The following is a 22,333-nucleotide window of genomic DNA, read 5'->3' as shown; positions in this document are numbered from 1 at the left end:
ATATTCAGAATTACAAATAAGTCGGTGACAACTCTTATTTTCTTTGATAATCACGCACGCGCACATAAAAATGGTAACTGGCTCACATTAAAATAGAAATTGCGAGCTTGCTAACAATAACTGAAAGAATAAATGACAAGAAAGTCACATTATTTAATTAGGCGATAAGTTGCTTGTTTACAGGGTCTTGATGGGGTTCTGGGCCATGTAATAGCAATAATTTGCTATAGGAGCTCTATTTTTTGTTTAATTAATGGTTAATCAGGACAACACTTTCATTTTCCGTCTCTTTATAGTGATCAGGTCAAGGGCCGTGCAATACCATACCCGTCATATTTCGAGCTGCATATGCGTTGGCTGCTTTCGTTCACCCCAGTCACTTACTGCTATTGATCTTAAAATCAATAAGCTCCTGGGGATTTACTCAATTGCCGCCTTCCTGCAACTCGAATTATTTAGGGTATATAACGTATTAATTTAACCGCAAGCAGGGTAACCCTATGAACGACTCGCTCAAAGCTCAGTGTGTAGCAGAATTTCTTGGCACCGGGCTGTTTTTGTTTTTTGGTATTAGTTGCCTGGCGGCGATGAAAGTGGCCGGTGCTAGTTTCGGTTTGTGGGAAATCTGTATTGTGTGGGGGTTGGGGATTTCACTGGCGGTTTATCTGACCGCTGGCATTTCCGGGGCTCACCTCAATCCCGCGATTACCATTGCTTTATGGCTGTTTGCCTGTTTCCCCGCGCGCAAAGTCATTCCCTACAGCATTGCACAAATTGCCGGTGCTTTTGGTGGAGCGGCGCTGTCTTATATGTTGTATCACAACTTATTTACTGATTTTGAAACTGCCCATCAGATGGTGCGTGGCAGTCTGGAAAGTCTGCAACTGGCCAGTATTTTCAGTACGTTCCCCTCACCGGCTATCAGTGTATGGCAAGCCGCATTTGTCGAAATCATTATTACCTCCATTTTGATGGGGCTGATTATGGCGTTGACAGACGATGGTAATGGGGTGCCGCGTGGTGCATTAGGGCCGCTATTGATTGGTATCCTGGTGGCGGTAATAGGGGCTTCAACCGGACCATTAACCGGTTTTGCTATGAACCCCGCGCGTGATTTTGGCCCTAAATTATTTACCTTCTTTGCCGGCTGGGGAAAAATCTCAATGACTGGCGGTCGTGATATCCCTTATTTCATTATCCCGATTGTCGCCCCTATTATTGGTGCCTGTCTCGGTGCGGCGGTTTATCGCTTCTTCATTGGCAAAAACCTGCCTTGCAATACTTGTAAATTAGAGGATGAGAAAGCCAGTTTATAACTCAACATGAGTTTCCTCATCTTGAATCTATGAAACGAGATGAGGAAATTTCGTGATCTATTCTGGTTAATGGGCTGATTATAGTCCCCTGTTGATTATGACTCTGGTAAGCTGAATTGTTATTCTCCTTCATTTTGCCAGGGTCTAAACCTTCACAGGGAAATAGGTTTTCCACTTGCTGATAGGAATGCAAATATAACAAATTAGTAACACGTAGTTTATTACAGGGATGATTTATAGTAACAAACGAAACTTAATAACAATAAATTAACTGAGAGGTTTTATCATGATTTCTGCCAGTTCTCTAAACTCAGAGCTCATCAATAAAATCGCGCAGGATTTTGCTCAGGCTACTGGGCTGGCCGTGGTGGTAGTGAATATTCACGGCGAAGAGATTTCTGATCTTTTTAACTTTACGCCATTTTGTCAGTTGATGCGCCAGGACCCGGTGAACCATCTCCGTTGCCGAATGAGTGATCGTTGCGGGGGCCTTGAAGCTTCAAAGTCCAATGAGCCTTGTATTTATCGCTGCCACGCAGGGTTAACTGATTTTTCTATTCCACTGGTCATTGCCGGCCATTTAGTGGGTTTTGTGTTATGCGGCCAAGTACGGTTGCACTCAGATGTTTATCTGATTGATATCCTTAATGTCGATAATCACTGGCAGCAGAATCCGGCACTGATGGATGAGTTCCACAATGTGCCTGTTATGGATTTTTCACGGGTGATTGCATCGGCAGATTTATTGAAGTTGATTGTTGAGAATTGCCTCAAAAAACATCTCAATTTTGTGGTGATCAACGACAACATGGGCAGCAAAGAACCCGGTAGAATACGACCGGTTCATCCCCATGACAGCAAAATGAAAAAAGCACTGCGTTATATTGATACGCATTTATCGGAAGAACTACGGCTGGAAGAAGTGGCGGCTAAGGTCTATCTCAGCCCGTACTACTTCAGCAAATTGTTTAAAAAATATCAGGGCATCGGATTTAATGCCTGGGTCAATCAGCAGCGGATGGCCAATGCCAGAGAGATGTTACAACACAGCGATTGGAGCATTGCCAGCATTGCCAAGAATCTGGGTTTTTCCCAAACCAGCTATTTCTGCAAAGTGTTCCGTCAGACCTACAACGTGACACCGCAGGTATTTCGCTCACTTTCTTCTGAACGCAGCGAAATGGAATGACAGTTATTGATCTAATATCAATTAGTCATGCGATTCATTCAAGTTTGTCTATTTAAATATCCAGTATGTTATTAAAAGTATAAAATAAATAATAACAATTTTTTTGCTATTTTTTTAAATGGAATTATTCATATAACTTGTTGTTTTTATTTGGTTGTTACTTGATTTGATAGCAATTATTTGTTGTGAGGATACAAAAAAATCACTAGCAAAAAATGAAATTAACCATTTTTTATGAACAGAAAAGCGTATATTAATTTCAAGGAAGTCGATCAGGCTACTAATTAATAAATGCTCTGTTATAACCGTGTAAATAAAGAGATAAATTAAATAACGAAACAATAAATTAAATAACAGAATCTACTGTAATTAAATACTGAAACAGGTATGTCGTGGATAACACGATTGGGAAGGGGGTGTAAATCCCCCGCAGCCCCCGCTGCTGTGATGCTGACGAACCCGCTGAGACCACTGATCCATAGGATTGGGAAGGTAGCGGGGGAGAGTGACGCTAAGCCAGAAGACCAGCCAGATCAGTAAAGAGTTTCAACTCCTTCGGTGGGAAGCGGGTTGTCATCAGATGCGCGCAGCGGTGACGTTGCGCAGATGCACCTTTTTGACACTACATATCCCGCTTGAAATGGCGGGATTTTTTTATGCAATGCTCAGGCAAACAAGCATTTATCATCGCAGGAACCGGCAGCGGCTGTGGTAAAACCACCGTGACGCTGGGTATTTTGCGGGCGCTGATGGCGCGCGGATTGTCGGTGCAGCCGTTCAAAGTGGGGCCGGACTATCTGGATACTGGCTGGCATACTGCCGTCAGTGGTGTGACATCGCGTAATCTTGATGCTTTTATGTTGCCGCCCGACATCCTCAATGGGTTGTATAATCAGCATATGCGCCATGCCGATGTCGCGGTAATTGAAGGTGTCATGGGGTTGTATGACGGCTATGGCACTGACCCCGATTATTGCAGCAGTGCAGCGATGGCGAAGCAGTTGGGCTGCCCGGTTATCTTGCTGGTGGATGGTAAAGCGGTTTCGACATCCATTGCCGCAACGGTACTGGGCTTTAGCCAATTTGACCCCAAGCTGACGATTGCCGGGGTGATTGTTAACCGCGTCAATTCAGAAAATCACTATCAACTTATTCGCCATGCTATCGAACGTTATTGCGGCATTCCGGTTTTGGGCCGCTTGCCGGTCATGGACGATGTTGCCTTGCCATCACGCCATTTGGGGCTGATCCCGGCACAAGAGCGAGGCGGTGCACTATCCAAACAGCCCGATAACTCGCCGCGTTGGCAACAATTGGCCCAGCAGGTCGAAGCCTTTATCGATCTGGACCGATTGCTGACCCTGACTTCATGCACTCAACGCCCTGTTGGAACCCCTCCCGCGTTACCTTCTCAAGCTTTGGCCGACGGGCTGACATTGGCCTTAGCCGAAGATGAAGCTTTCAATTTCTACTATCCCGATAATCTTGACTTGCTGGAGCAAGCTGGCGTTCGCATCCAGCGTTTCAGCCCGCTGCATGACCGCCATCTGCCGGCTTGTCAGATGATTTATCTGGGGGGAGGGTATCCGGAGATCCACAGCCGCGCATTAGCAGAGAATACCGCGATGCATGCGGCGTTACAGCAAGCCCATCGCCAGCAAATCCCGATGTATGCCGAATGTGGCGGCTTGATGTATTTGGGGGATGCTTTAACGGATGAAAGTGGACAGCGCCATCGCATGGTGGGGGTTTTAGCCGGAGAAAGCCGGATGGGAAAACGTCTGACTCGCTTTGGTTACTGTCAGGCCGAGGCCCGCTGCGACACATTACTAGCCGCGTCAGGCGAAATTCTGCGCGGTCATGAGTTCCATTACTCCGATTTTACCAGCCCACTGACCCCCGTTTTCGATAGCAGTAAATGGCGCGATGGTGAAGTTATTCAGCGCTGGCACAGTGGCTATCAAGTGCAACGGACTCAGGCCAGTTATCTGCATATTCACTTTGCCCAGCGGCCCGGATTATTGGATGGCTGGCTGACCGTTGCCCGGAGAGTGCTATGACCCTGAGCGCGTGGTTTGTTGCTTTCCTTCTGGACCATTGGCTCGGAGATCCGCCGCGTTGGCCACATCCGGTGCGCTGGATAGGTAATCTGATCACGCTGTTGCAGCGAGTGATTCGCGCCACGTGTCATAGCGAGCGGGCACTCAAATGGGGGGGGGCGGTGCTGTGGTTACTGGTGGTGGGGATCACCTGGCTCGTCAGCTGGGGATTTTTATGGCTGATGACAGAGATTCATCCGTGGCTAGGCTGGCTGGCACAAGTGTGGATGATTTACACCTTACTAGCCGGACGTTGCTTGAGCGACGCGGCATTAGCGGTTTTTGATGCGCTACAACACGGAACCCTGGCGCAAAGTCGCGAAAAGCTGTCATGGATTGTTGGGCGTGATACTTCGCAATTGGAGAAACCACAAATCACCCGTGCGGTGGTAGAGACCGTGGCCGAAAACAGTGTCGATGGTGTGATTGCGCCGCTGTTTTTCCTGATGCTGGGGGGCGCACCGCTGGCTATGGCTTATAAGGCGGTAAATACCCTTGATTCGATGGTGGGATATAAAACGCCTAAATATCGCTCAATTGGCTATGTTTCTGCCCGTATGGATGATGCCGCCAATTGGCTTCCTGCGCGCCTTAGCTGGCTGTTACTCAGTATCGCAGCCTGGTTGATTCAGGCCGATTACCGTCAGGCGTTGCGCATTGGCTGGCGCGACCGTTATCAACACTCCAGCCCGAACTGTGCCTGGTCGGAAGCCACGGTGGCGGGAGCGCTGGGCATCCGCCTGGGTGGCCCGAATGATTACTTTGGTGAGCGGGTGGAGAAGCCGTGGATCGGCGATGAGCAGCGTGAAATCGCTCTGAGTGATATTCCACGCAGCATTCATTTGATGATGATGGCGTCGCTATTGGCCCTGTTATTGTTCGCTCTGACGCATCTGCTGTTGGTCGGTATTTAACAAGGATAACCCCATGAACTATATAAAAAACCCGCAGGAAATCGAGAAAAATAGCTTCGTTATCATTGGCGATATTATCGCCGCTGAGCGGCCAGAGACTCGGTTTGCCAGTGCGATGCATGAAGCGGTGATCAAGCGGGTTATCCATACTACCGCCGATTTTGACTGGCTCGATATTCTGCATTTCTCCCCCGATGTGTTGGCTCACATTGCTGAGGGCATCCGCCGAGGATGCACGCTATACACCGACACGACTATGGCGATGTCGGGCATTAACAAAACGCTGCTCAAGCAGATGGGATGCGAGTGCCGCTGCTATATCAGTGACCCGCGCGTGGTGGAAACTGCGCCTGTGCAGGGCATTACCCGCTCGATGGCGGCGGTGGATGTGGCGCTGGCGGAGCCGGGCGAAAAGCTATTTGTGTTCGGCAATGCGCCGACCGCGTTATTCCGTTTGTTAGAGCGCCAAGTGACCCCGGTGGCGGTCATTGGGGTGCCGGTGGGGTTTGTTGGTGCGGCGGAATCCAAAGATGCGTTGGTGGAAAGTGGTTTACCGTGCATTGCCGCGCTGGGGCGCAAAGGAGGCAGTAACGTGGCGGCAGCCATTATCAACGCCATCCTCTATCAGTTACAAAGGACGCAACTACGGGGGGCGCTATGAGCGACGGTCTGGCCAGTGATAGCCCTGTAAATGATGATATTACGCTGCAAAATCAGCAATTAGACAGCATTTGGCACAACGGCAAGCAATATCGTAAAGGCTATACCACCGGTTCCTGTGCCACGGCGGCGGCCAAAGTGGCGGCGCTGATGGTGTTGCGTCAGCAAGTGATTGATCAAATTTCTATTGTGACGCCTTCCGGCATCACCTTGTGTCTGAATGTTGAGCAGCCGTTGATTGAAGGTCAGCAAGCTACCGCCGCAATCCGCAAAGATGGCGGCGATGATGTTGATGCTACTCACGGCATGCTGATTTTTGCCCGCGTGACCCTCACGGAACAGACCGACATTACTCTGCGAGGCGGCGAAGGAGTGGGAACCGTCACCCGCAAAGGGATTGGGTTGCCGGTCGGCAGCAGCGCCATTAACCGCACTCCGCGCCAAACCATCGAAGCCGCAGTGCGTGAAGTCATCGGCCCATTGCGTGGCGCAGAAATCGAAATCTTCGCACCAGAAGGCGAGGAGCGAGCGAAGAAAACCTACAACGGACGGTTGGGGATCCTGGGCGGGATTTCCATCATCGGTACCACCGGTATTGTGACGCCGATGTCAGAAGAGAGCTGGAAACGCTCACTGGCCCTGGAGCTGGAAATGAAGCGGGCAGCCGGTGAAGAACGCGTCATTCTGGTGCCGGGTAATCACGGTGAGCGCTTTGTTCGCGACCACCTGGGGCTGGATAGCCAACGTGTGGTTACCATGAGTAATTTTGTCGGCTATATGCTGCAAGAAACCGTGCGCTTGGGGTTCCGCCGCGTTCTGTTAGTGGGGCATCCGGGCAAATTGGTCAAAGTGGCCGCCGGTATCTTCCATACCCACAGCCATATTGCTGATGGACGTATGGAGACGCTGGTGGCGCATTTGGCCTTGATGGGGGCACCCCATGCGCTATTACTTGAAGTTAATCAGTGTGATACCACGGAAGCGGCCATGGAGTTAATTGACGAGCAGGGTTGGCAGGGCGTCTATTCGCGTATCTGCGAGCGTATCTGCGAGCGTATCGCTGAGATGATGCGTTTCTCGGTTAATCCACCACAGTGCGACGCCATTTTATTCTCTTTTGATAATCAGGTGCTGGGTAGCAACCGGCCACTGGATGAGATTGTGGAGGCGTTACGATGATTACGGTGGTGGGGATTGGCCCCGGTGATACTGATTATCTGACACCCATGGCACGGCGGGCTATCGAACGCGCCGAAGTACTGGTTGGCGGTAAGCGCCATCTGGAGACACTGAGTTGCGATAGTAAAGAGTCGCGCTTGTTGGATGCCGATCTATTAGGGCTATTGGAGTGGCTGGATAGCAATAAGCATCGCGCTATTGTGGTGTTGGCCTCGGGAGATCCTTTGCTGTATGGCATCGGCAAATTGCTGGCAGCAAACTTTAGCGCCGAGGAGTTGCATATCGTTCCCGGTATTAGCGCGATTCAATATTTGTGCGCCAAAGCTGCGCTGGATATGAACGACCTCTTTCTTACCAGCAGTCATGGTCGTGAACCCGATTTTGACTGGATCTTCCAGCACGACAAAGTGGCGATGGTGACCGACGGCATCATTGGCCCAAGAGTTATTGCTGATGCGCTACAGCAACGTGGTCTGTCCCGTACCTTGATTATTGGTGAAAACCTTTCGCAATCCAACGAACGAATTTATCGCCTGCCAGCAGAGCAAGTGGCAGCCCGCTATGACCTGAATGTGGTGGTGATCCTCAATGAGAGATGAGTTGTTCCTACGTGGGCAAACAGTCCCGATGACCAAAGAGGCGGTGCGAGTATTGGCACTGGAACGGCTGAGTTTGTCAGATGCGACTCACTTGATTGATGTGGGGGCGGGTACTGGCAGTGTGGCATTGGAAGCAGCTTTACGTTTTCCTGATTTGCGGGTGACGGCGATTGAACGGAATCCGGTAGCACTTGAGTTGATTAATGAAAACCGCCAGCGGCTCGGGTGTCGCAAGGTAGACATTGTTGCCGGAGTGGCTCCTTTACCTTTATCCGATAAAGCCGATGCCATCTTTATTGGTGGCAGTGGCGGCCATCTGACCGACCTTATCGACTGGTCATTGATGATGCTAAATCCCGGTGGACGCCTGGTATTGACCTTTATTTTGCTCAATAACCTCAATGAAGCATTAAGCCATTTACAGACCTGCGTCGTGAGCGAGCTGGATTGTGTGCAGTTGCAACTCTCCACTCTGACCCCTCTGGGCAGCGGGCACTATTTTAAACCGAATAATCCTACTTATCTTATTTCCTGCCACAAGGAGGCGAGCCATGTCTGAGCATCCTAATGCCGTATCAGCACCTGTTACACACTCCCCTGTTACACACTCCCCTGTTATACCGACCTGGGATACGCAAAAGGTCTGGTTTGTGGGTGCCGGGCCGGGTGACAAAGAGCTGATTACGCTAAAAGGCTACCGCTTGCTGCAACAGGCACAGGTGGTTATCTATGCCGGATCACTTATCAATACCGAGCTGTTGGAATATTGCTCTGCCGAGGCTGAATGTCACGACAGCGCGGGCTTAAATTTGGAACAAATCATCACACTGATGGTGGAGGGGGTGCGGGCGGGCAAGCTGGTGGTGCGGTTGCAAACCGGTGATCTCTCTTTGTATGGCTCTATTCGGGAACAGGGCGAAGTCTTGGGCGAACACGGCATCGGCTTTGTGTCAGTACCCGGTGTCAGTGCTTTCTTGGGCGCCGCGGCACAACTGGGGGTGGAATACACCGTGCCTGAAGTGGCGCAAAGCTTAATTATCACCCGTATCGAGGGGCGCACTCCGATGCCGCCACTAGAACAACTGGAAGCTTTCGCCGCCCATCAAACTTCAATGGCTATTTTCTTGTCGGTACAGGAAATGGACAGAGTGGCGGATCGCTTAATCGCCGGTGGTTATCCCGCAGATACACCAGTTGCAGTGGTATACAAAGCGACTTGGGCTGAAAGCCGTACCGTACGCGGGACACTGGCAGATATCGCCGAGTTGGTTCGCGCGGCAGCCATTCATAAAACTGCTCTGATTTTGGTGGGGGCATTCCTCGGTGATGAATACCACTATTCCAAACTCTATGACGCGGGGTTTAGCCATGAATATCGTCAAGCCTGAATCCATCGCGGTATTTTGCCTGACACCCGGTGGTGTACGGCTAGCGCGGCGCTTGCTAACCCAATTGCCGCTGACCTGTTTTACCAGTAACAAATTGCTGGAAGAGGGTTTTTTGCCCTTTAACGGCAGTTTTGGCGACACCCTTCGTGAAGCATTTAAACAGTACTCAGCACTGGTGGTGGTCGGGGCGATTGGTCTTACGGTGCGGGTTATCGCGCCACTGGTAAACGACAAAATGACTGACCCTGCGGTGGTGGTGATTGATGAGCGCGGGCAACACGTCGTCAGTTTGCTGTCGGGGCATGTGGGAGGGGCGAATACGCTAACCCGTTATCTTGCTGGCATTTTGGGCGCTGATCCGGTGATAACCACCGCCACTGATGTCAACGAGATGGCTGCGCTGGACACACTGGCGACCCAACTGGATGCCGAAATGCAAGATTTCCGCCATGCGGTCAAAGTGGTCAATCAAATGTTGGTCAGTAACCAGAAAGTTGGGCTGTGGTGGGACACGCCGCTGTTGGCGGAACGTGATCGCTGCGACACGCGCGGGTTTGTGCCGGTTGATTGTTTAGATCAACTTCCCCCACTAGACGCCTTGGTGTGTATCACGTTGCGCGACACGCTACCGCTGCCCGCTGAACAACTGGCGACGTTGCCCGTGTATAAGCTGGTGCCGCGCCGGGTCGTAGCGGGAATTGGTTGCCGCCGTGCCACCTCTCTGCAAACGCTGGTTGAATTACTGCAACAGCAAATGGCCGAAAATCATTTTGACATCATGGCATTACGAGCGATTGGCAGCGTCACTATCAAAAAAGATGAACCGGCGCTGCATCAATTGGCTCAATGCTGGCGAGTTCCGTTCGAACTGTTCAGCGTCGGCGAACTGAGCCGCCATGAACAACGTTTCCCTGCTTCTGATTTTGTCCGCCAAACGGTGGGTGTCGGCAGCGTTTCACAACCGGTCGCCTGGCTGATGAGCGACGGTAAATTGGTTGGCAATACTCTGCGTCAGCAGGGCGTCACCATCACTCTGGGAGTATCGCATTAATGTTAACCGTGATTGGCATTGGGCCAGGCAGTGAATCAATGATGACGCAGGACGCTATCGCTGCTATTCGCGAAGCAGAAATTATTGTCGGCTACAAAACCTATACCCATCTGGTCAAATCCATGACCCTGGATAAACAGGTGATCAAAACCGGCATGTGCAAAGAGATTGAGCGCTGTCAGGCGGCGATTGACCTGGCACTGGCCGGTCATAACGTGGCGCTGATCAGCAGTGGCGATGCCGGTATTTATGGCATGGCGGGCTTGGTGTTGGAGCTGGTGACACAGCAACAGTTGGCGTTAGAAGTCCGTCTGGTAGCCGGTATCACCGCCAGTATCGCGGCGGCCTCACTGCTCGGCGCACCGCTGATGCATGACTTTTGTCATATCAGCCTGAGTGATTTGATGACGCCGTGGGAAGTGATTGAAAAACGCATTATCGCGGCGGCACAAGCCGATTTTGTTATCTGCTTCTATAACCCGCGCAGCCGTGGCCGCGAAGGGCATTTAGCCCGGGCATTCGAGCTGATGCAGCCGTGGAAGAAAGCCGCAACGCCAGTGGGTGTGGTGAAGGCGGCAGGGCGTAAAAAACAGGAAAAATGGCTCACCACAATAGGTGATATGGATTTTGAACCGGTGGATATGACCAGTTTGGTGATTGTCGGCAATCAGGCTACGTATTGCCGCAATGGACTGATGATCACGCCACGGGGCTATTCATTATGACGGGCGATTCATTATGACCCATGACCATCCGCCGATTCATATTTTTGGTGGCACCAGTGATGCCCGGTTGATTTGCCAATTGCTGGACGAGTTTGGCGAGCGTTACAGCCTGTCGGTCGCTACCGATGCGGGCAAACAACTGGCGGGTGATATTGGCGGCGAGGTATTGGTCGGGCGGATGAATTCAGTGCAAATGGCCGATTTTCTTATCACCAGACAGGTGCAGTGGGTCATTGATGCTTCACACCCCTACGCCGATCTGCTCAGTGACAATGTGGCCGCCGCTTGCGGGCAATCAAATGTAGTACTGACGCGTTATCAGCGCCCGAGTGAAATTGACGCTATTCATCATCCGCAGCTCTACAAAGTTGACAGTGCTGCAGCAGCATGCGCCGTGGCGCAAGGTTTAGGGCAGCGAGTGCTTTTGACCACCGGCAGCAAGCAGTTGGCGGAATATCAACAGTGGCTGACCGGTAAAACCCTGTTAGCGCGCGTGCTGCCAACCGCTGAAGTGCTGAGCCAATGTGAAGCTCTGGGGTTGGGAGTAGACAATATTATCGCACTGCGTGGGCCATTTACCGCGCAATTCAACCACGCGCTGTATGAGTTTTGCCAGCCAGATGTGGTTATCACCAAGGAGTCTGGCGCACAAGGTGGCTACCAGGAAAAAGTGGCTCCCTGTCTGGCACTGAATATTCCCTGCATTGTGGTGCGCCGTCCGGTCGCCGTGGTGTCGGGCAGTCTTGGACAACAAGTGACTTCATTGGATGAATTTACCCGGCATCTGATGTATTGGCAGCAATCTGACCACTGGCAAGAACAACGAGGACAATAAAATGAAAAAAGCACTGTTGGTGATCAGTTTCGGCACCAGTTATGAACACACCCGCCAAAAGAATATTGAAGCTTGCGAGCAACAATTGTCGGCGGCTTATAGCGATCGCGATGTGTTCCGCGCCTTCACCTCAGAAATGATCATTCGCAAGCTACGTAAACGCGATGGTTTGTTGATCAATACCCCGCGAGAAGCACTGAAACAGCTGGCTGAACAGGGTTATCAAGATGTCGCTATCCAATCACTGCATGTGATTAATGGCGATGAATACGAAAAAATCGCTAATGAAGTACGCGGTTTTAGCGATTGCTTTCATCATCTGGCATTGGGCACACCACTGTTAAGCAGCTTTGCCGATTACCAACAATTGTTGGTGGCACTGCAAGCACAAATGCCTCCGCTGGTGGCGGATGAGCGGGTAGTGTTCATGGGCCACGGAGCCAGTCACTTCGCCTTTTCTGCTTATGCCTGCCTTGACCATTTAATGACCTCTCTCAACTTCCCTGCTTTGGTTGGCGCGGTGGAAAGTTATCCGGAAATCGGCCATATCATTAGCCGCTTGCAGCAGCAGGGGGTGCGCAAAGTGCATCTGATGCCATTGATGCTGGTAGCCGGTGATCACGCCATCAATGACATGGCTTCTGAAGAGCCGGATTCATGGCGCTCACAACTGGAAGCTGCGGGTATCAGTGCGCAATCATGGCTGCAAGGATTGGGAGAAAACCCATTGATTCGCCAGATGTTTGTTCAGCATCTGGCGAGTGCCTTACAACAAAAACAGCAGGAGGCAGCGTAATGAGCGGCAGACTTTATGCATTGGGTGTCGGTCCCGGAGCCAGCGATTTAATCACCGTACGGGCAGCTCGGATGATAGCCAAACTGGATGTGCTGTATGCCCCGGCAGGGCGTAAAGGCGGTGACAGTCTGGCACTGTCAATTGTGCGCGAATATTTATCACCTAACACCGAAATCCGCACCTGCCATTTTCCGATGAGCGCCGATGACAGCGAAAAGCAGGCGGTGTGGGATGAGGTGGCACAACAGCTACAAGCAGAAGTTGCGCAGGGCCGTCAGGTGGGTTTTATCACCCTCGGCGACGCCATGTTATTTAGCACGTGGGTATTTTTGCTAGAACGTATTGGTCGGCCAGATTGGTTGGAAATTGTCCCCGGAGTCACTTCCTTTGCCGCGATTGCCTCACGTGCCGCACTGCCCTTGGCGATGGAGCAACAATCGCTGGCGGTTATGTCTTGCACCGCCCCAGAAGCCGAGTTGGAACGCGCTTTGCGCGATCATGACTGCGTAGTGCTGATGAAAGTATATGGCCGCTTTGCACAAATTCAGGCGCTATTGGGCCGGCTAAATCTGTTCCCGCATGCGCTGTTGATGTCGGAAGCCTCATTACCGGGCGAGGTGTGCTGGCGTCAGTTGGACACTATTGCCGCTGACCAGTCATTGCCTTATTTCTCGACTATTTTAGTCAATAAACAGCAGCGAGTTATTTAAAAACAAATAGTTATCTGATTTTATTTGATACTCAACGTTATAGGAGTCACTCATGGAAATGGAAAGGCAGTTAAAAAAACTATCGCTTACCGGGGTTACTATGGCAGTCCTGCTAACGATTGCCCCGAATGATGTTTTTGCCATGCACATCATGGAAGGTTTTTTGCCGCCGATGTGGGCGCTGGCCTGGTGGATACTGTTCCTGCCGTGTTTATTTATGGGGCTGGTTCGTTTGAAACAGATTGTCGCTGAAGACAGCAATCAAAAAGTCCTGTTAGCGCTGTGCGGTGCCTTTATTTTCGTGCTCTCTGCATTGAAAATCCCATCGGTGACCGGCAGTTGTTCGCATCCGACCGGTGTCGGGCTGGCGGTTATTCTGTTTGGGCCGGTAGTGGTGGCGGTGTTGGGGGCTATTGTATTGTTGTTCCAGGCATTATTACTGGCGCACGGTGGCCTGACAACGTTGGGCGCTAACGGCATGTCAATGGCAGTTATTGGGCCAGTAGTGGGTTATCTGGTATGGAAGTTGGCCTGTAAAGCGGGATTGCGCCGCGACGTCGGGGTATTTCTTTGCGCCATGCTCGCAGATTTAACCACTTACTTTGTCACCTCGGTACAGCTTGGTCTGGCCTTCCCTGACCCGCAATTTGGTGTCAGCGGTTCGATTATCAAGTTTATGGGGGTGTTCTGTATTACTCAGATCCCGATAGCCATCGCTGAAGGCTTCCTGACTGTGATGATTTACGACCAATTAACTAAACGCCAGTTAATCCACGCAGGGACTCACTAATATGAAAAAGACGCTTATTTTGCTGGCGATGGTTATCGCTCTGGTCATAATGCCCTTCTTTATTAATCACGGTGGTGAATATGGTGGCTCAGATGGTGAAGCTGAAACTCTGATTCAGACTACCGCACCTCATTATCAGCCGTGGTTCACGCCGTTATATGAACCGGCCAGTGGTGAAATTGAAAGCCTGCTGTTCACCCTGCAAGGTTCGATTGGGGCGGCAGTGATTTTTTATATCTTAGGCTATTACCGGGGGAAACGCGGTGAGCATGCTGGGGATTGATAAACTAAGTTATCAAAGCCGCTGGCGACAGGCTGATCCAATGGGGAAACTGGTGCTATATGCCGTTTTCCTGTTGACCGCCATGCTTAGCCCGCCGATGTATCAGGCGCTGCTATTAGTGTTTATCGCCGCCCTGACATGTTATTTGTTGCGGGTGGGGCCGCGCCGCTATTTACGCTGGCTGGCAATACCACTCTCTTTCCTGTTGGTGGGATTGATCACTATTGTGATATCACTCTCGCGCCAACCTGAGAGCTTGTGGTGGGGCGTGCAGATAGGGCAGTGGTGGTTGGGGCTTGATAAAGTCGGATTAACCACTGCCAATCAAACACTATGGCGCAGTTTGGCGGCATTGGCCGCTACTTTTTGGTTTGTGCTGAATACGCCATTTCCGCAGCTTATCCAAATATTGAAGCGCTGCCATGCCCCCCGATTGCTGACCGAGCAAATCCTGCTGACCTGGCGTTTTATTTTTATTTTGATTGAGGAGGCCGCCGCGATCCATCAGGCGCAGTCTCTACGATTTGGTTATATCTCATTGCGTACCGGTTACCATTCGCTGGCAATGTTGGTCGGTATGCTATTTACCCGCGTGATGATTCGCTATCAGCAAATGGTCATCTCGCTGGATATGAAACTCTATCAGGGCGATTTCCACCTGTAAGGCAGGATGTAATGTTAGCCACCAGGCAGTTAGGTTTCAGTTATCAGGAAGAGCAGGTATTGCACGACTTGACACTGGATTTCAGTCAGCATGCGGTCACCGGTGTCTTGGGGGCTAATGGTTGTGGCAAATCCACCTTATTTATGAACTTGACCGGTATTTTGCAACCGCAGCAGGGCGCAGTGTTGTGGCAAGGTGAGCCGCTCAGTTATAAGAAATCCAACCTACGTGAATTGCGCCAGCGCGTCACTACGGTATTTCAAGATCCGGAACAGCAGATTTTTTATACCGATATTGATAGTGATATCGCCTTCAGCCTGCGTAATTTGGGGATGCCCGAAGAGATTATTGCGCAGCGGATTGACCGGGCGTTGACCTTGGTGGATGCACAAGGATTTCGCCATAAATCAATCCAGCACTTGAGTCATGGGCAGAAAAAACGCGTAGCCATTGCCGGTGCGCTGGTGATGGAGGCAGAGTATCTGCTACTGGATGAACCCACTGCCGGATTAGACCCCGCCGGTCGGCAGCATATGATTACTATCATTGAACGTATTGTCGCAGAGGGAAAGCGCGTTATTCTCTCCAGCCATGATATTGATTTGATTTATAAGGTCTGTGATTACCTTTATGTCTTGTCGCACGGCCACCTGATGATTGCCGGTGAAACAACCGAAGTGTTCCTACAACAGGAAAAACTGCGGGCTGCCGGGCTGGTCCAGCCGTGGTTGGTCAAAATGCACAGTGAGCTAGGTTTGCCGCTGTGCAAAACGGAAGAACAACTCTTCGCGCTGATGCGTCAATGCGAAATGGAGGAGGTGCGATGAGTCGGCCAGTGATGAGTTTATCGATAATGGTGCAGGGCACGGCATCTGACGTGGGTAAAAGTGTGTTAGTGGCAGGGCTATGCCGCATCTTTATGCAAGATGGCTATCGCTGTGCGCCGTTTAAATCGCAGAATATGGCACTTAATTCGGGCATTACCCCTCAGGGGGAAGAGATGGGCCGGGCGCAGATTTTTCAAGCCGAAGCGGCCGGAATTGCCCCAGATGTTCGCATGAATCCAGTGCTGCTCAAACCTACCAGTGATCGTAAGGCACAGGTGGTTTTAATGGGCAAAGTTGCCTGCAATATGGATGCGGTGGAATATCATCAGTATAAACCGCAATTGCAGCAACAAATCAGCGAGGTTTACCACAGTTTGGCACGCGAATATGACGTCATGGTGCTGGAAGGTGCTGGTAGTCCGGCGGAAATTAATCTGCGTGACCGCGATATCGTCAATATGGGCATGGCTGAAATGGCAGACGCGCCGGTATTGCTGGTGGCGGACATTGACAGAGGTGGTGTGTTTGCGTCTATCTATGGCACTTTGGCGCTGTTGCATCCACATGAAAAAGCTCGCGTCAAAGGGGTAATAATCAATAAGTTTCGCGGCGATATCGCACTGCTGATCCCTGGTCTGGAACAGATTGAAGCCCTGACCCATGTCCCTGTACTGGGGGTGATGCCGTGGCTGGATATAGATTTAGAAGATGAAGATGGTGTTGCTCTGCAAAATGGCAAATATCAGGATACGGCAGAGAAGGAACTGGATATTGCAGTGATCCGCTTACCTCATATCGCTAACTTTACTGATTTTAATGCGCTGGCCGCGCAACCTGATGTGCGCCTGCGCTATGTATCGCAGTTGTCGGCGTTAGGTCAGCCGGATTTGATTATTTTGCCGGGCAGCAAGAATACGCTATGTGATTTGCAATGGCTGCACCACTGCGGGTTGGCGGCAGCATTACTGGCGCTGCATCAACGTAAGGTACTGGTGATAGGAATTTGCGGTGGTTATCAAATGCTGGGAAAACGCATTATTGATGGCGTGGAGTCGGGCCTTGAACAGATGGATGGTTTGGGGTTGCTAGATGTGGAAACTGAATTCTCGCCAGATAAAGTCACCACGCGCGTTAGCGGTTATTGTCAGATTGGCCTACCAGGTATATTGAAAAACTGTTGTGAGCACCCGCTTGAAGGTTATGAAATTCATATGGGGGTCTCCCATCTGGGCAGTGATGCCATCCCTTTTGCACAGCTAACTTTACGTAACGGACAAGCCGAGCAGTGGGTGGATGGCGCGGTGAATGGCGATGGTAGCGTATTGGGCAGCTATATCCACGGGCTATTTGACAGCCACTACTTTACCCGCGCGCTATTAGATAGCCTGCGTCAACGCAAAGGGCTGTCAGTTTTTGACGGTGTGACAGTAAATTATGCTGAACATAAACAGCAGCAGTTCGATATTCTGGCATCACAGATGCGCGAGTATATTGATATTGATAGGATTTTTAAACTGATGAAACAGCATCAGCAGGAGCGCGTACAGTGATTTTGATCACCGGAGGGGCGCGTAGTGGCAAGAGTTCATTGGCCGAACGTTTGGCGGCGGAAGCGGCCGAACGGGTATTTTACATTGCGACCTCAGTGGTAACAGATACGGAAATGGCTGAGCGGGTTGCATTACACCGCGCCAGCCGCCCGGCGCATTGGCGTACCTGGGAGGGCTATCGTGATCTCGGTATGGTGCTGGAAAAGCACGTCGAACCGGGCGAAGCCGTCATATTGGAATGCATTACCACACTGATTACCAATTTGCTGTTTGAACTGGCGGGGGATACACCACCGGAACAGATGGATTTTACCGCGCTTGAAGAGGGTATTTCGCAGCAAATTACTGAGTTGCTAGCGGCTTGTGCTCACAGTAGTACGCCTATTTATCTGGTGACCAATGAGTTGGGTATGGGGATCGTACCGGAAAATCGCCTGGCGCGGCATTTTCGTGATATTGCCGGACGAGTCAATCAGCGATTGGCGGCGGCGGCTGACGAGGTGTTTTTAGTGGTTTCGGGTATTGAGGTTAAGATTAAATGAGCCTGCGTCTATTTCTCGCAACATTGCAGTTTATGACCCGTATTCCGGTGCCAGAGCGCTGGACGCAAGGACTGTCGCTGGATAACTACGAGCGCGGAATTATCGGCTTTCCGTTTATCGGCCTCATTGTTGGGGGGATCGGTGGGGTGGTTTTCATTCTGTTGGCTCCGTGGTGTGGTGTGCCACTGGCAGCGTTAGGATATGTCTTGGCGTTGGCGCTGGTTACCGGTGCTTTTCATCTCGACGGACTGGCAGATACCTGTGATGGGGTGTTTTCTGCCCGCAAGCGCGAGCAAATGCTGGAAATCATGCGCGACAGCCGTCTCGGTACCAACGGCGGTTTGGCGCTGATATTTATCGTGGTAGCAAAAGTGCTGGTAGTCAGTGAGTTGGCGCTGCGCGATGCGCCAATGCTATTGATGCTCACTGCTGCCTCAGTGGCCAGTCGCACGGTGATTGTGCTGTTGATGTATCGCCAACGCTATGCGCGAGAAGGTAATGGATTAGGCAATATTTACATCGGTAAAGTGACGGGAAAACAAACACTCGTCACCTTGGCCGGTGGCGCGATATTAACCCTGCTACTTGGTCAGGGCGCAGCGCTGTTAGGGTTGGTGATTAGCATGGTGGTGGTGCTGTTATTGGCAACCTACCTGCGCCGCCGTCTGGGCGGGCAAACCGGTGACACGCTAGGAGCGGCGGCCGAAGTAGGTGAATTGGTATTCCTACTGGCGTTGCTGTAACACGACTTATTTTCGAACACTCTTGATGAGCCATTCTATGCGACTATTTCTGGTGCGCCATGGGCAAACCGAAGCCAATTTGCGCGGTGTTTTTTGCGGCGTGACCGATTTGGCGTTAACGCCACTCGGCATCGAGCAGGCCGGTGATGTCGCCCGTTGGTTGGCTGATGTGGCGTTTGCTGATGGTGTTAGTAGCCAGTTGCTACGCGCGCGGCATACTGCCGATATTGTGCTGGCGGGGCAACCTCTAAATGCGGGTATTAATGACCAATTAAATGAAATGAATTTTGGTGAGTGGGAAATGCGCCATCACCATGATTTACAGCGTGAAGACCCTGATGCATGGGCGACCTGGGTAGCTAACTGGCAACAGGCCAGCCCCACTGGCGGGGAGTCTTTTATACAGTTTTCAGACCGAGTCGAAAGCGTCGTTCAATCACTGCTTTCAACCAACAATCAGCAAAAAAACAATCATGATGTCAATCAATTGCTGGTTGCCCATCAGGGAGTATTAAGCCTGATGCTGGCGCGTTTACTGGCGATGCCAGCCGCCGCCATGTGGCATTTTCATTTTGAGCAGGGGGCATACAGCGTGTTGGAGATCCATGATGGGTTTGTCACGTTGCGTGCGTTCAATAGCCGGGCTGCCTGCAGCCTGCACCACGAGGTTAAATAGATGCAAACACTTTCATCAATTCTTCGCACCATTGCTCCACTGGATAGTAAAGCGATGGCCCGAGCTAAAACACGGCTGGATGGTTTGCTAAAACCGCAGGGCAGCCTGGGGCGTTTGGAGCAGTTGGCGGTTCAATTAGCCGGAATGCGCGGTTTATATGGGCATCAGGTTGATCGCAAACAAATCATTGTAATGGCAGCTGACCACGGTGTTTACGACGAAGGTGTGGCTATCTCACCTCGTGTTGTGACAATGGTTCAGGCACTGAATATGGTGAAAGGGATAACTGGTGTTTGTGTGTTGGCGACCAATGCCGGTACAGAAGTCAAGATAGTGGATGTGGGTATTGATAGCGATACGCTGCCCGGCGTGGTGGATCTGAAAGTAGCGCGGGGCAGCGGCAATATAGCCCGCGGTGCTGCCATGACTCGTCAACAAGCCGAAGATTTACTGGTTGCCAGTGCAACACTGACACTGCAACAGGCCGCGGGCGGTGTGAAAGTGTTTGGCGTGGGGGAGTTGGGTATGGCGAATACCACCCCTGCTGCGGCGATGGTCAGTGTATTTACCGATACTGATCCTGAGTTGGCTGTTGGAATCGGGGCTAATTTCCCTAGCGAGCAATTACATCACAAAGTAGCCGTCGTACGGCGCGCAATTGAAACCAATCAGCCAGATGCCAGTGATGGGATTGATGTGCTAGCAAAAGTCGGTGGTTTTGATCTGGTGGGTATGACCGGAGTGATGTTAGGCGCTGCCGCTGCGGGCTTGCCGGTGGTGTTGGATGGTTTTCTCTCCTATGCTTCTGCGTTGGCTGCTTGCCGTATCGAACCCAAGGTACGTGATTACCTGATTCCATCTCATCTATCAGCTGAAAAAGGCGCGGTTATCGCACTGAAACATTTACAGTTGGAGCCCTATTTGCAAATGGGTATGCGGTTAGGTGAGGGCAGTGGTGCGGCGTTAGCCATGCACTTAGTGGATGCGGCCTGTGCGATGTATAACAATATGGGGTCGTTGGCCGAAAGCAATATTGAGTTGCCAGTGCCCGTTCACACTTGAAATTGCAGGGGTGTTAGCGACATCTACCTGACAATCGAATAGTTTTGAATTGTCAGGAGTGTTCTAGTCATAGGATGCTCAGATAATATTATTATTATCAAAATGACCCATCCGGTTCGTAAGTTTAAGCTGGTGAGATGCGAGTTTTTATTCTGTACTAACGCGGCCGGTCTATTACGACCAGAAGGATTACCAGCTTGAGTTGTGATGCTTAGAGATCATATTCATACCCTGCCGGGAATGTTTTTGATTGGAGCTATAATGATCGTTTTATTTAGTCTGGCAAATGCCCATGATAAAACGTTGCGTACCGATGTGGCGAATATTCCCCAGTAAATTAATATTCCACTGACAGAAGGCGTGTTTATTTCATATTCAAGGCCGTGTTTTGAAATGCCTACTGAAATTCGCATGATGCAAATCATTGGTAGTAATGTCGTTAGTATGTCAGTGGTAACTAAGTGCTTTCTGCGGCATGTCGCGGTTTAAAAGTTATTTATGGTGATTCATTTGTAGTGGTATTATTTTATTACTTCTATCAATAATTTTTTGTGATTAACCTATTGATTTATATGGTTTTATTGTGATTGGCATATCAAGGGTAGGTAAGTCATAATATTAGAGGCAGTGTTTATGGGGTGTTCATGACTATGGTTTACGGTGTTGATGTATACGTTTTTTCTATTCCAGATTGGGATGTTGTTGATTATTTTACAGCGATTTTCGTAAAAGAATGGAATAGTATTTGACTCTCATTCTCTGCTTGCACACTTATTTTTTTTGTTATTTTATTTTTTATTTTTCAATATAACCGTGTAGCTATGGAGATAAAAGAATTTCAGTTATAATATTGATTATTGTATCTATATTGTTTGAGTCTTCCGGTACTGTAGATATTTCCTTGTTAGCACGACGTTAATCTAGCAGAAAGAGGAGAAACGCTCTTCCTCGGGTTTATATTGTGTATTATTCGGCACTCTATTTGGTCACATCCCACATTCGCTTTTATTGACTTTATCTCTGTCCACTGAATGGCTACTTATGATGTAGCTGATATTTATATTATATAATTAAATTTGATTGGTATCACCGATCAATTTTATATTTCCAAGCTATAAAAACGATTATCTTTCTGGTTGGCTGACAATATATACTGGCTGGTGGCATAGCACCCATAGAGAATGTGTGGGTTTATTTTGTGTCTTTGCCATTTACTAAACTCATAAAAAAATTATTATCGATTTACCATGTTTTTGGTAAGGATATTAACATCAATAAATTTTAAAAGTCATTCATGTACTTTTGTCTTATCAAGAATCTCAGTCTTGGCTTTAAATCAAGGTAATCTATTGTTACTAAAGGGAATGTAAAAAGACAGCCAAAGCGTTTGAATCAATAACGGTATACGGTAGCAAACGCAATGTCCTTTTTATGACAACGAATCTTTACAATACGTGTAAGAAAAATCCGACAAGGTTGGTGGCGGTATTCCCATATACTTTTACTTCTCAGTGTTGTTTAATTGCCATATTGAATTTTTATGGTCGAGGTAATATTTGACAATCTGTATTGTTCATAGGTGAGAGGTTTACGTTGATAAATGAAATAAGTATTTTAAATTTAGAATTTCCTTCAGATATATGTACTTCCCTCAATTATCGAATTTTGAGTAAAGTTAGTTCTATCTTTCGGGTTTTAACTTTTCACTTATCACATTACTGAATTTTTCAGTTAA

Annotated in this window: 22 protein-coding genes, 2 pseudogenes and 1 riboswitch; all 24 genes and pseudogenes read left to right on the top strand. The window is 49.8% G+C overall.

The genetic code is table 11. From position 1 onward, the window contains the following. The first annotated feature begins 500 nt into the window (after nt 1-500). Nucleotides 501-1,316: a propanediol diffusion facilitator PduF gene (gene pduF / locus ACF3VQ_RS13335; RefSeq protein ID WP_004699353.1), complete on the top strand. Its 816-nt coding sequence runs from the start codon at nt 501-503 to the stop codon at nt 1,314-1,316. A gap of 286 nt (nt 1,317-1,602) precedes the next feature. After that, nucleotides 1,603-2,505 (top strand): regulatory protein PocR, encoded by a 903-nt coding sequence (gene pocR, locus ACF3VQ_RS13330; protein WP_005168458.1) that lies wholly within the window; start codon nt 1,603-1,605, stop codon nt 2,503-2,505. A 366-nt stretch (nt 2,506-2,871) separates the two neighbouring features. Next, a riboswitch (cobalamin riboswitch) is annotated at nt 2,872-3,053 on the top strand. 108 nt (nt 3,054-3,161) lie between these two features. Next, the gene (locus tag ACF3VQ_RS13325) at nt 3,162-4,565 is read left to right on the top strand and encodes a cobyrinate a,c-diamide synthase (protein WP_392431480.1); all 1,404 of its coding nucleotides are present in this window, start codon (nt 3,162-3,164) and stop codon (nt 4,563-4,565) included. Next, nucleotides 4,562-5,518, top strand: a complete 957-nt coding sequence (cbiB, locus tag ACF3VQ_RS13320) for an adenosylcobinamide-phosphate synthase CbiB (RefSeq protein WP_392431478.1) — start codon at nt 4,562-4,564, stop codon at nt 5,516-5,518. The genes ACF3VQ_RS13325 and cbiB overlap by 4 nt, the downstream gene beginning before the upstream one ends. 13 nt (nt 5,519-5,531) lie before the next feature. Beyond that, on the top strand, nt 5,532-6,179 hold the full coding sequence (locus ACF3VQ_RS13315) for a cobalt-precorrin-8 methylmutase (protein WP_392431477.1): 648 nt from the start codon (nt 5,532-5,534) through the stop codon (nt 6,177-6,179). Continuing rightward, nucleotides 6,176-7,357 carry a cobalt-precorrin-5B (C(1))-methyltransferase CbiD gene (gene cbiD / locus ACF3VQ_RS13310; protein ID WP_392431475.1) on the top strand — a complete coding sequence of 394 codons (1,182 nt, stop codon included), beginning with the start codon at nt 6,176-6,178 and terminating at the stop codon, nt 7,355-7,357. The genes ACF3VQ_RS13315 and cbiD overlap by 4 nt, the downstream gene beginning before the upstream one ends. Next, complete coding sequence (locus ACF3VQ_RS13305; protein WP_392431473.1) at nt 7,354-7,956, top strand: cobalt-precorrin-7 (C(5))-methyltransferase; 603 nt, start codon at nt 7,354-7,356, stop codon at nt 7,954-7,956. The genes cbiD and ACF3VQ_RS13305 overlap by 4 nt, the downstream gene beginning before the upstream one ends. After that, nucleotides 7,946-8,515: a decarboxylating cobalt-precorrin-6B (C(15))-methyltransferase gene (locus ACF3VQ_RS13300; RefSeq protein ID WP_392431471.1), complete on the top strand. Its 570-nt coding sequence runs from the start codon at nt 7,946-7,948 to the stop codon at nt 8,513-8,515. The genes ACF3VQ_RS13305 and ACF3VQ_RS13300 overlap by 11 nt, the downstream gene beginning before the upstream one ends. Further along, the gene (locus ACF3VQ_RS13295) at nt 8,508-9,344 is read left to right on the top strand and encodes a cobalt-precorrin-4 methyltransferase (RefSeq protein WP_392431469.1); all 837 of its coding nucleotides are present in this window, start codon (nt 8,508-8,510) and stop codon (nt 9,342-9,344) included. The genes ACF3VQ_RS13300 and ACF3VQ_RS13295 overlap by 8 nt, the downstream gene beginning before the upstream one ends. After that, nucleotides 9,325-10,395, top strand: a complete 1,071-nt coding sequence (gene cbiG / locus ACF3VQ_RS13290) for a cobalt-precorrin 5A hydrolase (protein WP_392431467.1) — start codon at nt 9,325-9,327, stop codon at nt 10,393-10,395. Before ACF3VQ_RS13295 ends, cbiG begins: the two co-directional genes overlap by 20 nt. Beyond that, nucleotides 10,395-11,120: a precorrin-3B C(17)-methyltransferase gene (locus ACF3VQ_RS13285; RefSeq protein ID WP_077293739.1), complete on the top strand. Its 726-nt coding sequence runs from the start codon at nt 10,395-10,397 to the stop codon at nt 11,118-11,120. Before cbiG ends, ACF3VQ_RS13285 begins: the two co-directional genes overlap by 1 nt. A 13-nt stretch (nt 11,121-11,133) precedes the next feature. Continuing rightward, entirely contained in the window at nt 11,134-11,955 is an 822-nt protein-coding gene (locus ACF3VQ_RS13280; RefSeq protein WP_392431465.1) for a cobalt-precorrin-6A reductase, read from the top strand. Nucleotide 11,956: 1 nt separating this feature from the next. Continuing rightward, nucleotides 11,957-12,751, top strand: coding sequence for a sirohydrochlorin cobaltochelatase (locus ACF3VQ_RS13275; RefSeq protein WP_392431463.1), 795 nt, complete (start codon nt 11,957-11,959; stop codon nt 12,749-12,751). Continuing rightward, complete coding sequence (locus tag ACF3VQ_RS13270) at nt 12,751-13,461, top strand: cobalt-factor II C(20)-methyltransferase (RefSeq protein WP_392431461.1); 711 nt, start codon at nt 12,751-12,753, stop codon at nt 13,459-13,461. Before ACF3VQ_RS13275 ends, ACF3VQ_RS13270 begins: the two co-directional genes overlap by 1 nt. A 52-nt stretch (nt 13,462-13,513) precedes the next feature. Beyond that, complete coding sequence (gene cbiM, locus ACF3VQ_RS13265) at nt 13,514-14,251, top strand: cobalt ECF transporter S component CbiM (RefSeq protein WP_392431459.1); 738 nt, start codon at nt 13,514-13,516, stop codon at nt 14,249-14,251. Nucleotide 14,252: 1 nt separating this feature from the next. Continuing rightward, nucleotides 14,253-14,534 carry an energy-coupling factor ABC transporter substrate-binding protein gene (locus tag ACF3VQ_RS13260; protein ID WP_004699340.1) on the top strand — a complete coding sequence of 94 codons (282 nt, stop codon included), beginning with the start codon at nt 14,253-14,255 and terminating at the stop codon, nt 14,532-14,534. Continuing rightward, nucleotides 14,521-15,198, top strand: a complete 678-nt coding sequence (locus ACF3VQ_RS13255; protein ID WP_392431457.1) for an energy-coupling factor ABC transporter transmembrane protein — start codon at nt 14,521-14,523, stop codon at nt 15,196-15,198. Before ACF3VQ_RS13260 ends, ACF3VQ_RS13255 begins: the two co-directional genes overlap by 14 nt. An 11-nt stretch (nt 15,199-15,209) precedes the next feature. Then, nucleotides 15,210-16,025: an ATP-binding cassette domain-containing protein gene (locus ACF3VQ_RS13250; protein ID WP_392431455.1), complete on the top strand. Its 816-nt coding sequence runs from the start codon at nt 15,210-15,212 to the stop codon at nt 16,023-16,025. A gap of 11 nt (nt 16,026-16,036) precedes the next feature. Next, nucleotides 16,037-17,575: a cobyric acid synthase gene (locus ACF3VQ_RS13245; protein ID WP_392435580.1), complete on the top strand. Its 1,539-nt coding sequence runs from the start codon at nt 16,037-16,039 to the stop codon at nt 17,573-17,575. Beyond that, nucleotides 17,572-18,117, top strand: a complete 546-nt coding sequence (cobU, locus tag ACF3VQ_RS13240; RefSeq protein WP_392431453.1) for a bifunctional adenosylcobinamide kinase/adenosylcobinamide-phosphate guanylyltransferase — start codon at nt 17,572-17,574, stop codon at nt 18,115-18,117. Before ACF3VQ_RS13245 ends, cobU begins: the two co-directional genes overlap by 4 nt. Then, the gene (gene cobS, locus ACF3VQ_RS13235) at nt 18,114-18,860 is read left to right on the top strand and encodes an adenosylcobinamide-GDP ribazoletransferase (protein ID WP_392431452.1); all 747 of its coding nucleotides are present in this window, start codon (nt 18,114-18,116) and stop codon (nt 18,858-18,860) included. Before cobU ends, cobS begins: the two co-directional genes overlap by 4 nt. 37 nt (nt 18,861-18,897) lie before the next feature. Next, nucleotides 18,898-19,532 (top strand): annotated as a pseudogene (locus tag ACF3VQ_RS13230) (adenosylcobalamin/alpha-ribazole phosphatase). 4 nt (nt 19,533-19,536) lie between these two features. Further along, nucleotides 19,537-20,598, top strand: coding sequence for a nicotinate-nucleotide--dimethylbenzimidazole phosphoribosyltransferase (cobT, locus tag ACF3VQ_RS13225; RefSeq protein ID WP_392431450.1), 1,062 nt, complete (start codon nt 19,537-19,539; stop codon nt 20,596-20,598). 102 nt (nt 20,599-20,700) lie between these two features. Further along, nucleotides 20,701-21,095 (top strand): annotated as a pseudogene (locus tag ACF3VQ_RS13220) (purine-nucleoside phosphorylase); the annotation flags it as partial. Nucleotides 21,096-22,333 lie beyond the last annotated feature (1,238 nt).

It is taken from the genome of Yersinia fenwicki (genome assembly GCF_043099325.1).
Lineage (GTDB): Bacteria > Pseudomonadota > Gammaproteobacteria > Enterobacterales > Enterobacteriaceae > Yersinia.
The sequence above is the reverse complement of the archived record's forward strand: the minus strand, read 5'-3'. Positions and strand labels throughout refer to the sequence as shown.

Coding starts and splice junctions, on each gene's coding strand:
- pduF (WP_004699353.1), top strand. CDS start 501: ATGAACGACTCGCTCAAAGCTCAGTGTGTAGCAGAATTTCTTGGCACC.
- pocR (WP_005168458.1), top strand. CDS start 1,603: ATGATTTCTGCCAGTTCTCTAAACTCAGAGCTCATCAATAAAATCGCG.
- ACF3VQ_RS13325 (WP_392431480.1), top strand. CDS start 3,162: ATGCAATGCTCAGGCAAACAAGCATTTATCATCGCAGGAACCGGCAGC.
- cbiB (WP_392431478.1), top strand. CDS start 4,562: ATGACCCTGAGCGCGTGGTTTGTTGCTTTCCTTCTGGACCATTGGCTC.
- ACF3VQ_RS13315 (WP_392431477.1), top strand. CDS start 5,532: ATGAACTATATAAAAAACCCGCAGGAAATCGAGAAAAATAGCTTCGTT.
- cbiD (WP_392431475.1), top strand. CDS start 6,176: ATGAGCGACGGTCTGGCCAGTGATAGCCCTGTAAATGATGATATTACG.
- ACF3VQ_RS13305 (WP_392431473.1), top strand. CDS start 7,354: ATGATTACGGTGGTGGGGATTGGCCCCGGTGATACTGATTATCTGACA.
- ACF3VQ_RS13300 (WP_392431471.1), top strand. CDS start 7,946: ATGAGAGATGAGTTGTTCCTACGTGGGCAAACAGTCCCGATGACCAAA.
- ACF3VQ_RS13295 (WP_392431469.1), top strand. CDS start 8,508: ATGTCTGAGCATCCTAATGCCGTATCAGCACCTGTTACACACTCCCCT.
- cbiG (WP_392431467.1), top strand. CDS start 9,325: ATGAATATCGTCAAGCCTGAATCCATCGCGGTATTTTGCCTGACACCC.
- ACF3VQ_RS13285 (WP_077293739.1), top strand. CDS start 10,395: ATGTTAACCGTGATTGGCATTGGGCCAGGCAGTGAATCAATGATGACG.
- ACF3VQ_RS13280 (WP_392431465.1), top strand. CDS start 11,134: ATGACCCATGACCATCCGCCGATTCATATTTTTGGTGGCACCAGTGAT.
- ACF3VQ_RS13275 (WP_392431463.1), top strand. CDS start 11,957: ATGAAAAAAGCACTGTTGGTGATCAGTTTCGGCACCAGTTATGAACAC.
- ACF3VQ_RS13270 (WP_392431461.1), top strand. CDS start 12,751: ATGAGCGGCAGACTTTATGCATTGGGTGTCGGTCCCGGAGCCAGCGAT.
- cbiM (WP_392431459.1), top strand. CDS start 13,514: ATGGAAATGGAAAGGCAGTTAAAAAAACTATCGCTTACCGGGGTTACT.
- ACF3VQ_RS13260 (WP_004699340.1), top strand. CDS start 14,253: ATGAAAAAGACGCTTATTTTGCTGGCGATGGTTATCGCTCTGGTCATA.
- ACF3VQ_RS13255 (WP_392431457.1), top strand. CDS start 14,521: ATGCTGGGGATTGATAAACTAAGTTATCAAAGCCGCTGGCGACAGGCT.
- ACF3VQ_RS13250 (WP_392431455.1), top strand. CDS start 15,210: ATGTTAGCCACCAGGCAGTTAGGTTTCAGTTATCAGGAAGAGCAGGTA.
- ACF3VQ_RS13245 (WP_392435580.1), top strand. CDS start 16,037: ATGAGTTTATCGATAATGGTGCAGGGCACGGCATCTGACGTGGGTAAA.
- cobS (WP_392431452.1), top strand. CDS start 18,114: ATGAGCCTGCGTCTATTTCTCGCAACATTGCAGTTTATGACCCGTATT.
- cobT (WP_392431450.1), top strand. CDS start 19,537: ATGCAAACACTTTCATCAATTCTTCGCACCATTGCTCCACTGGATAGT.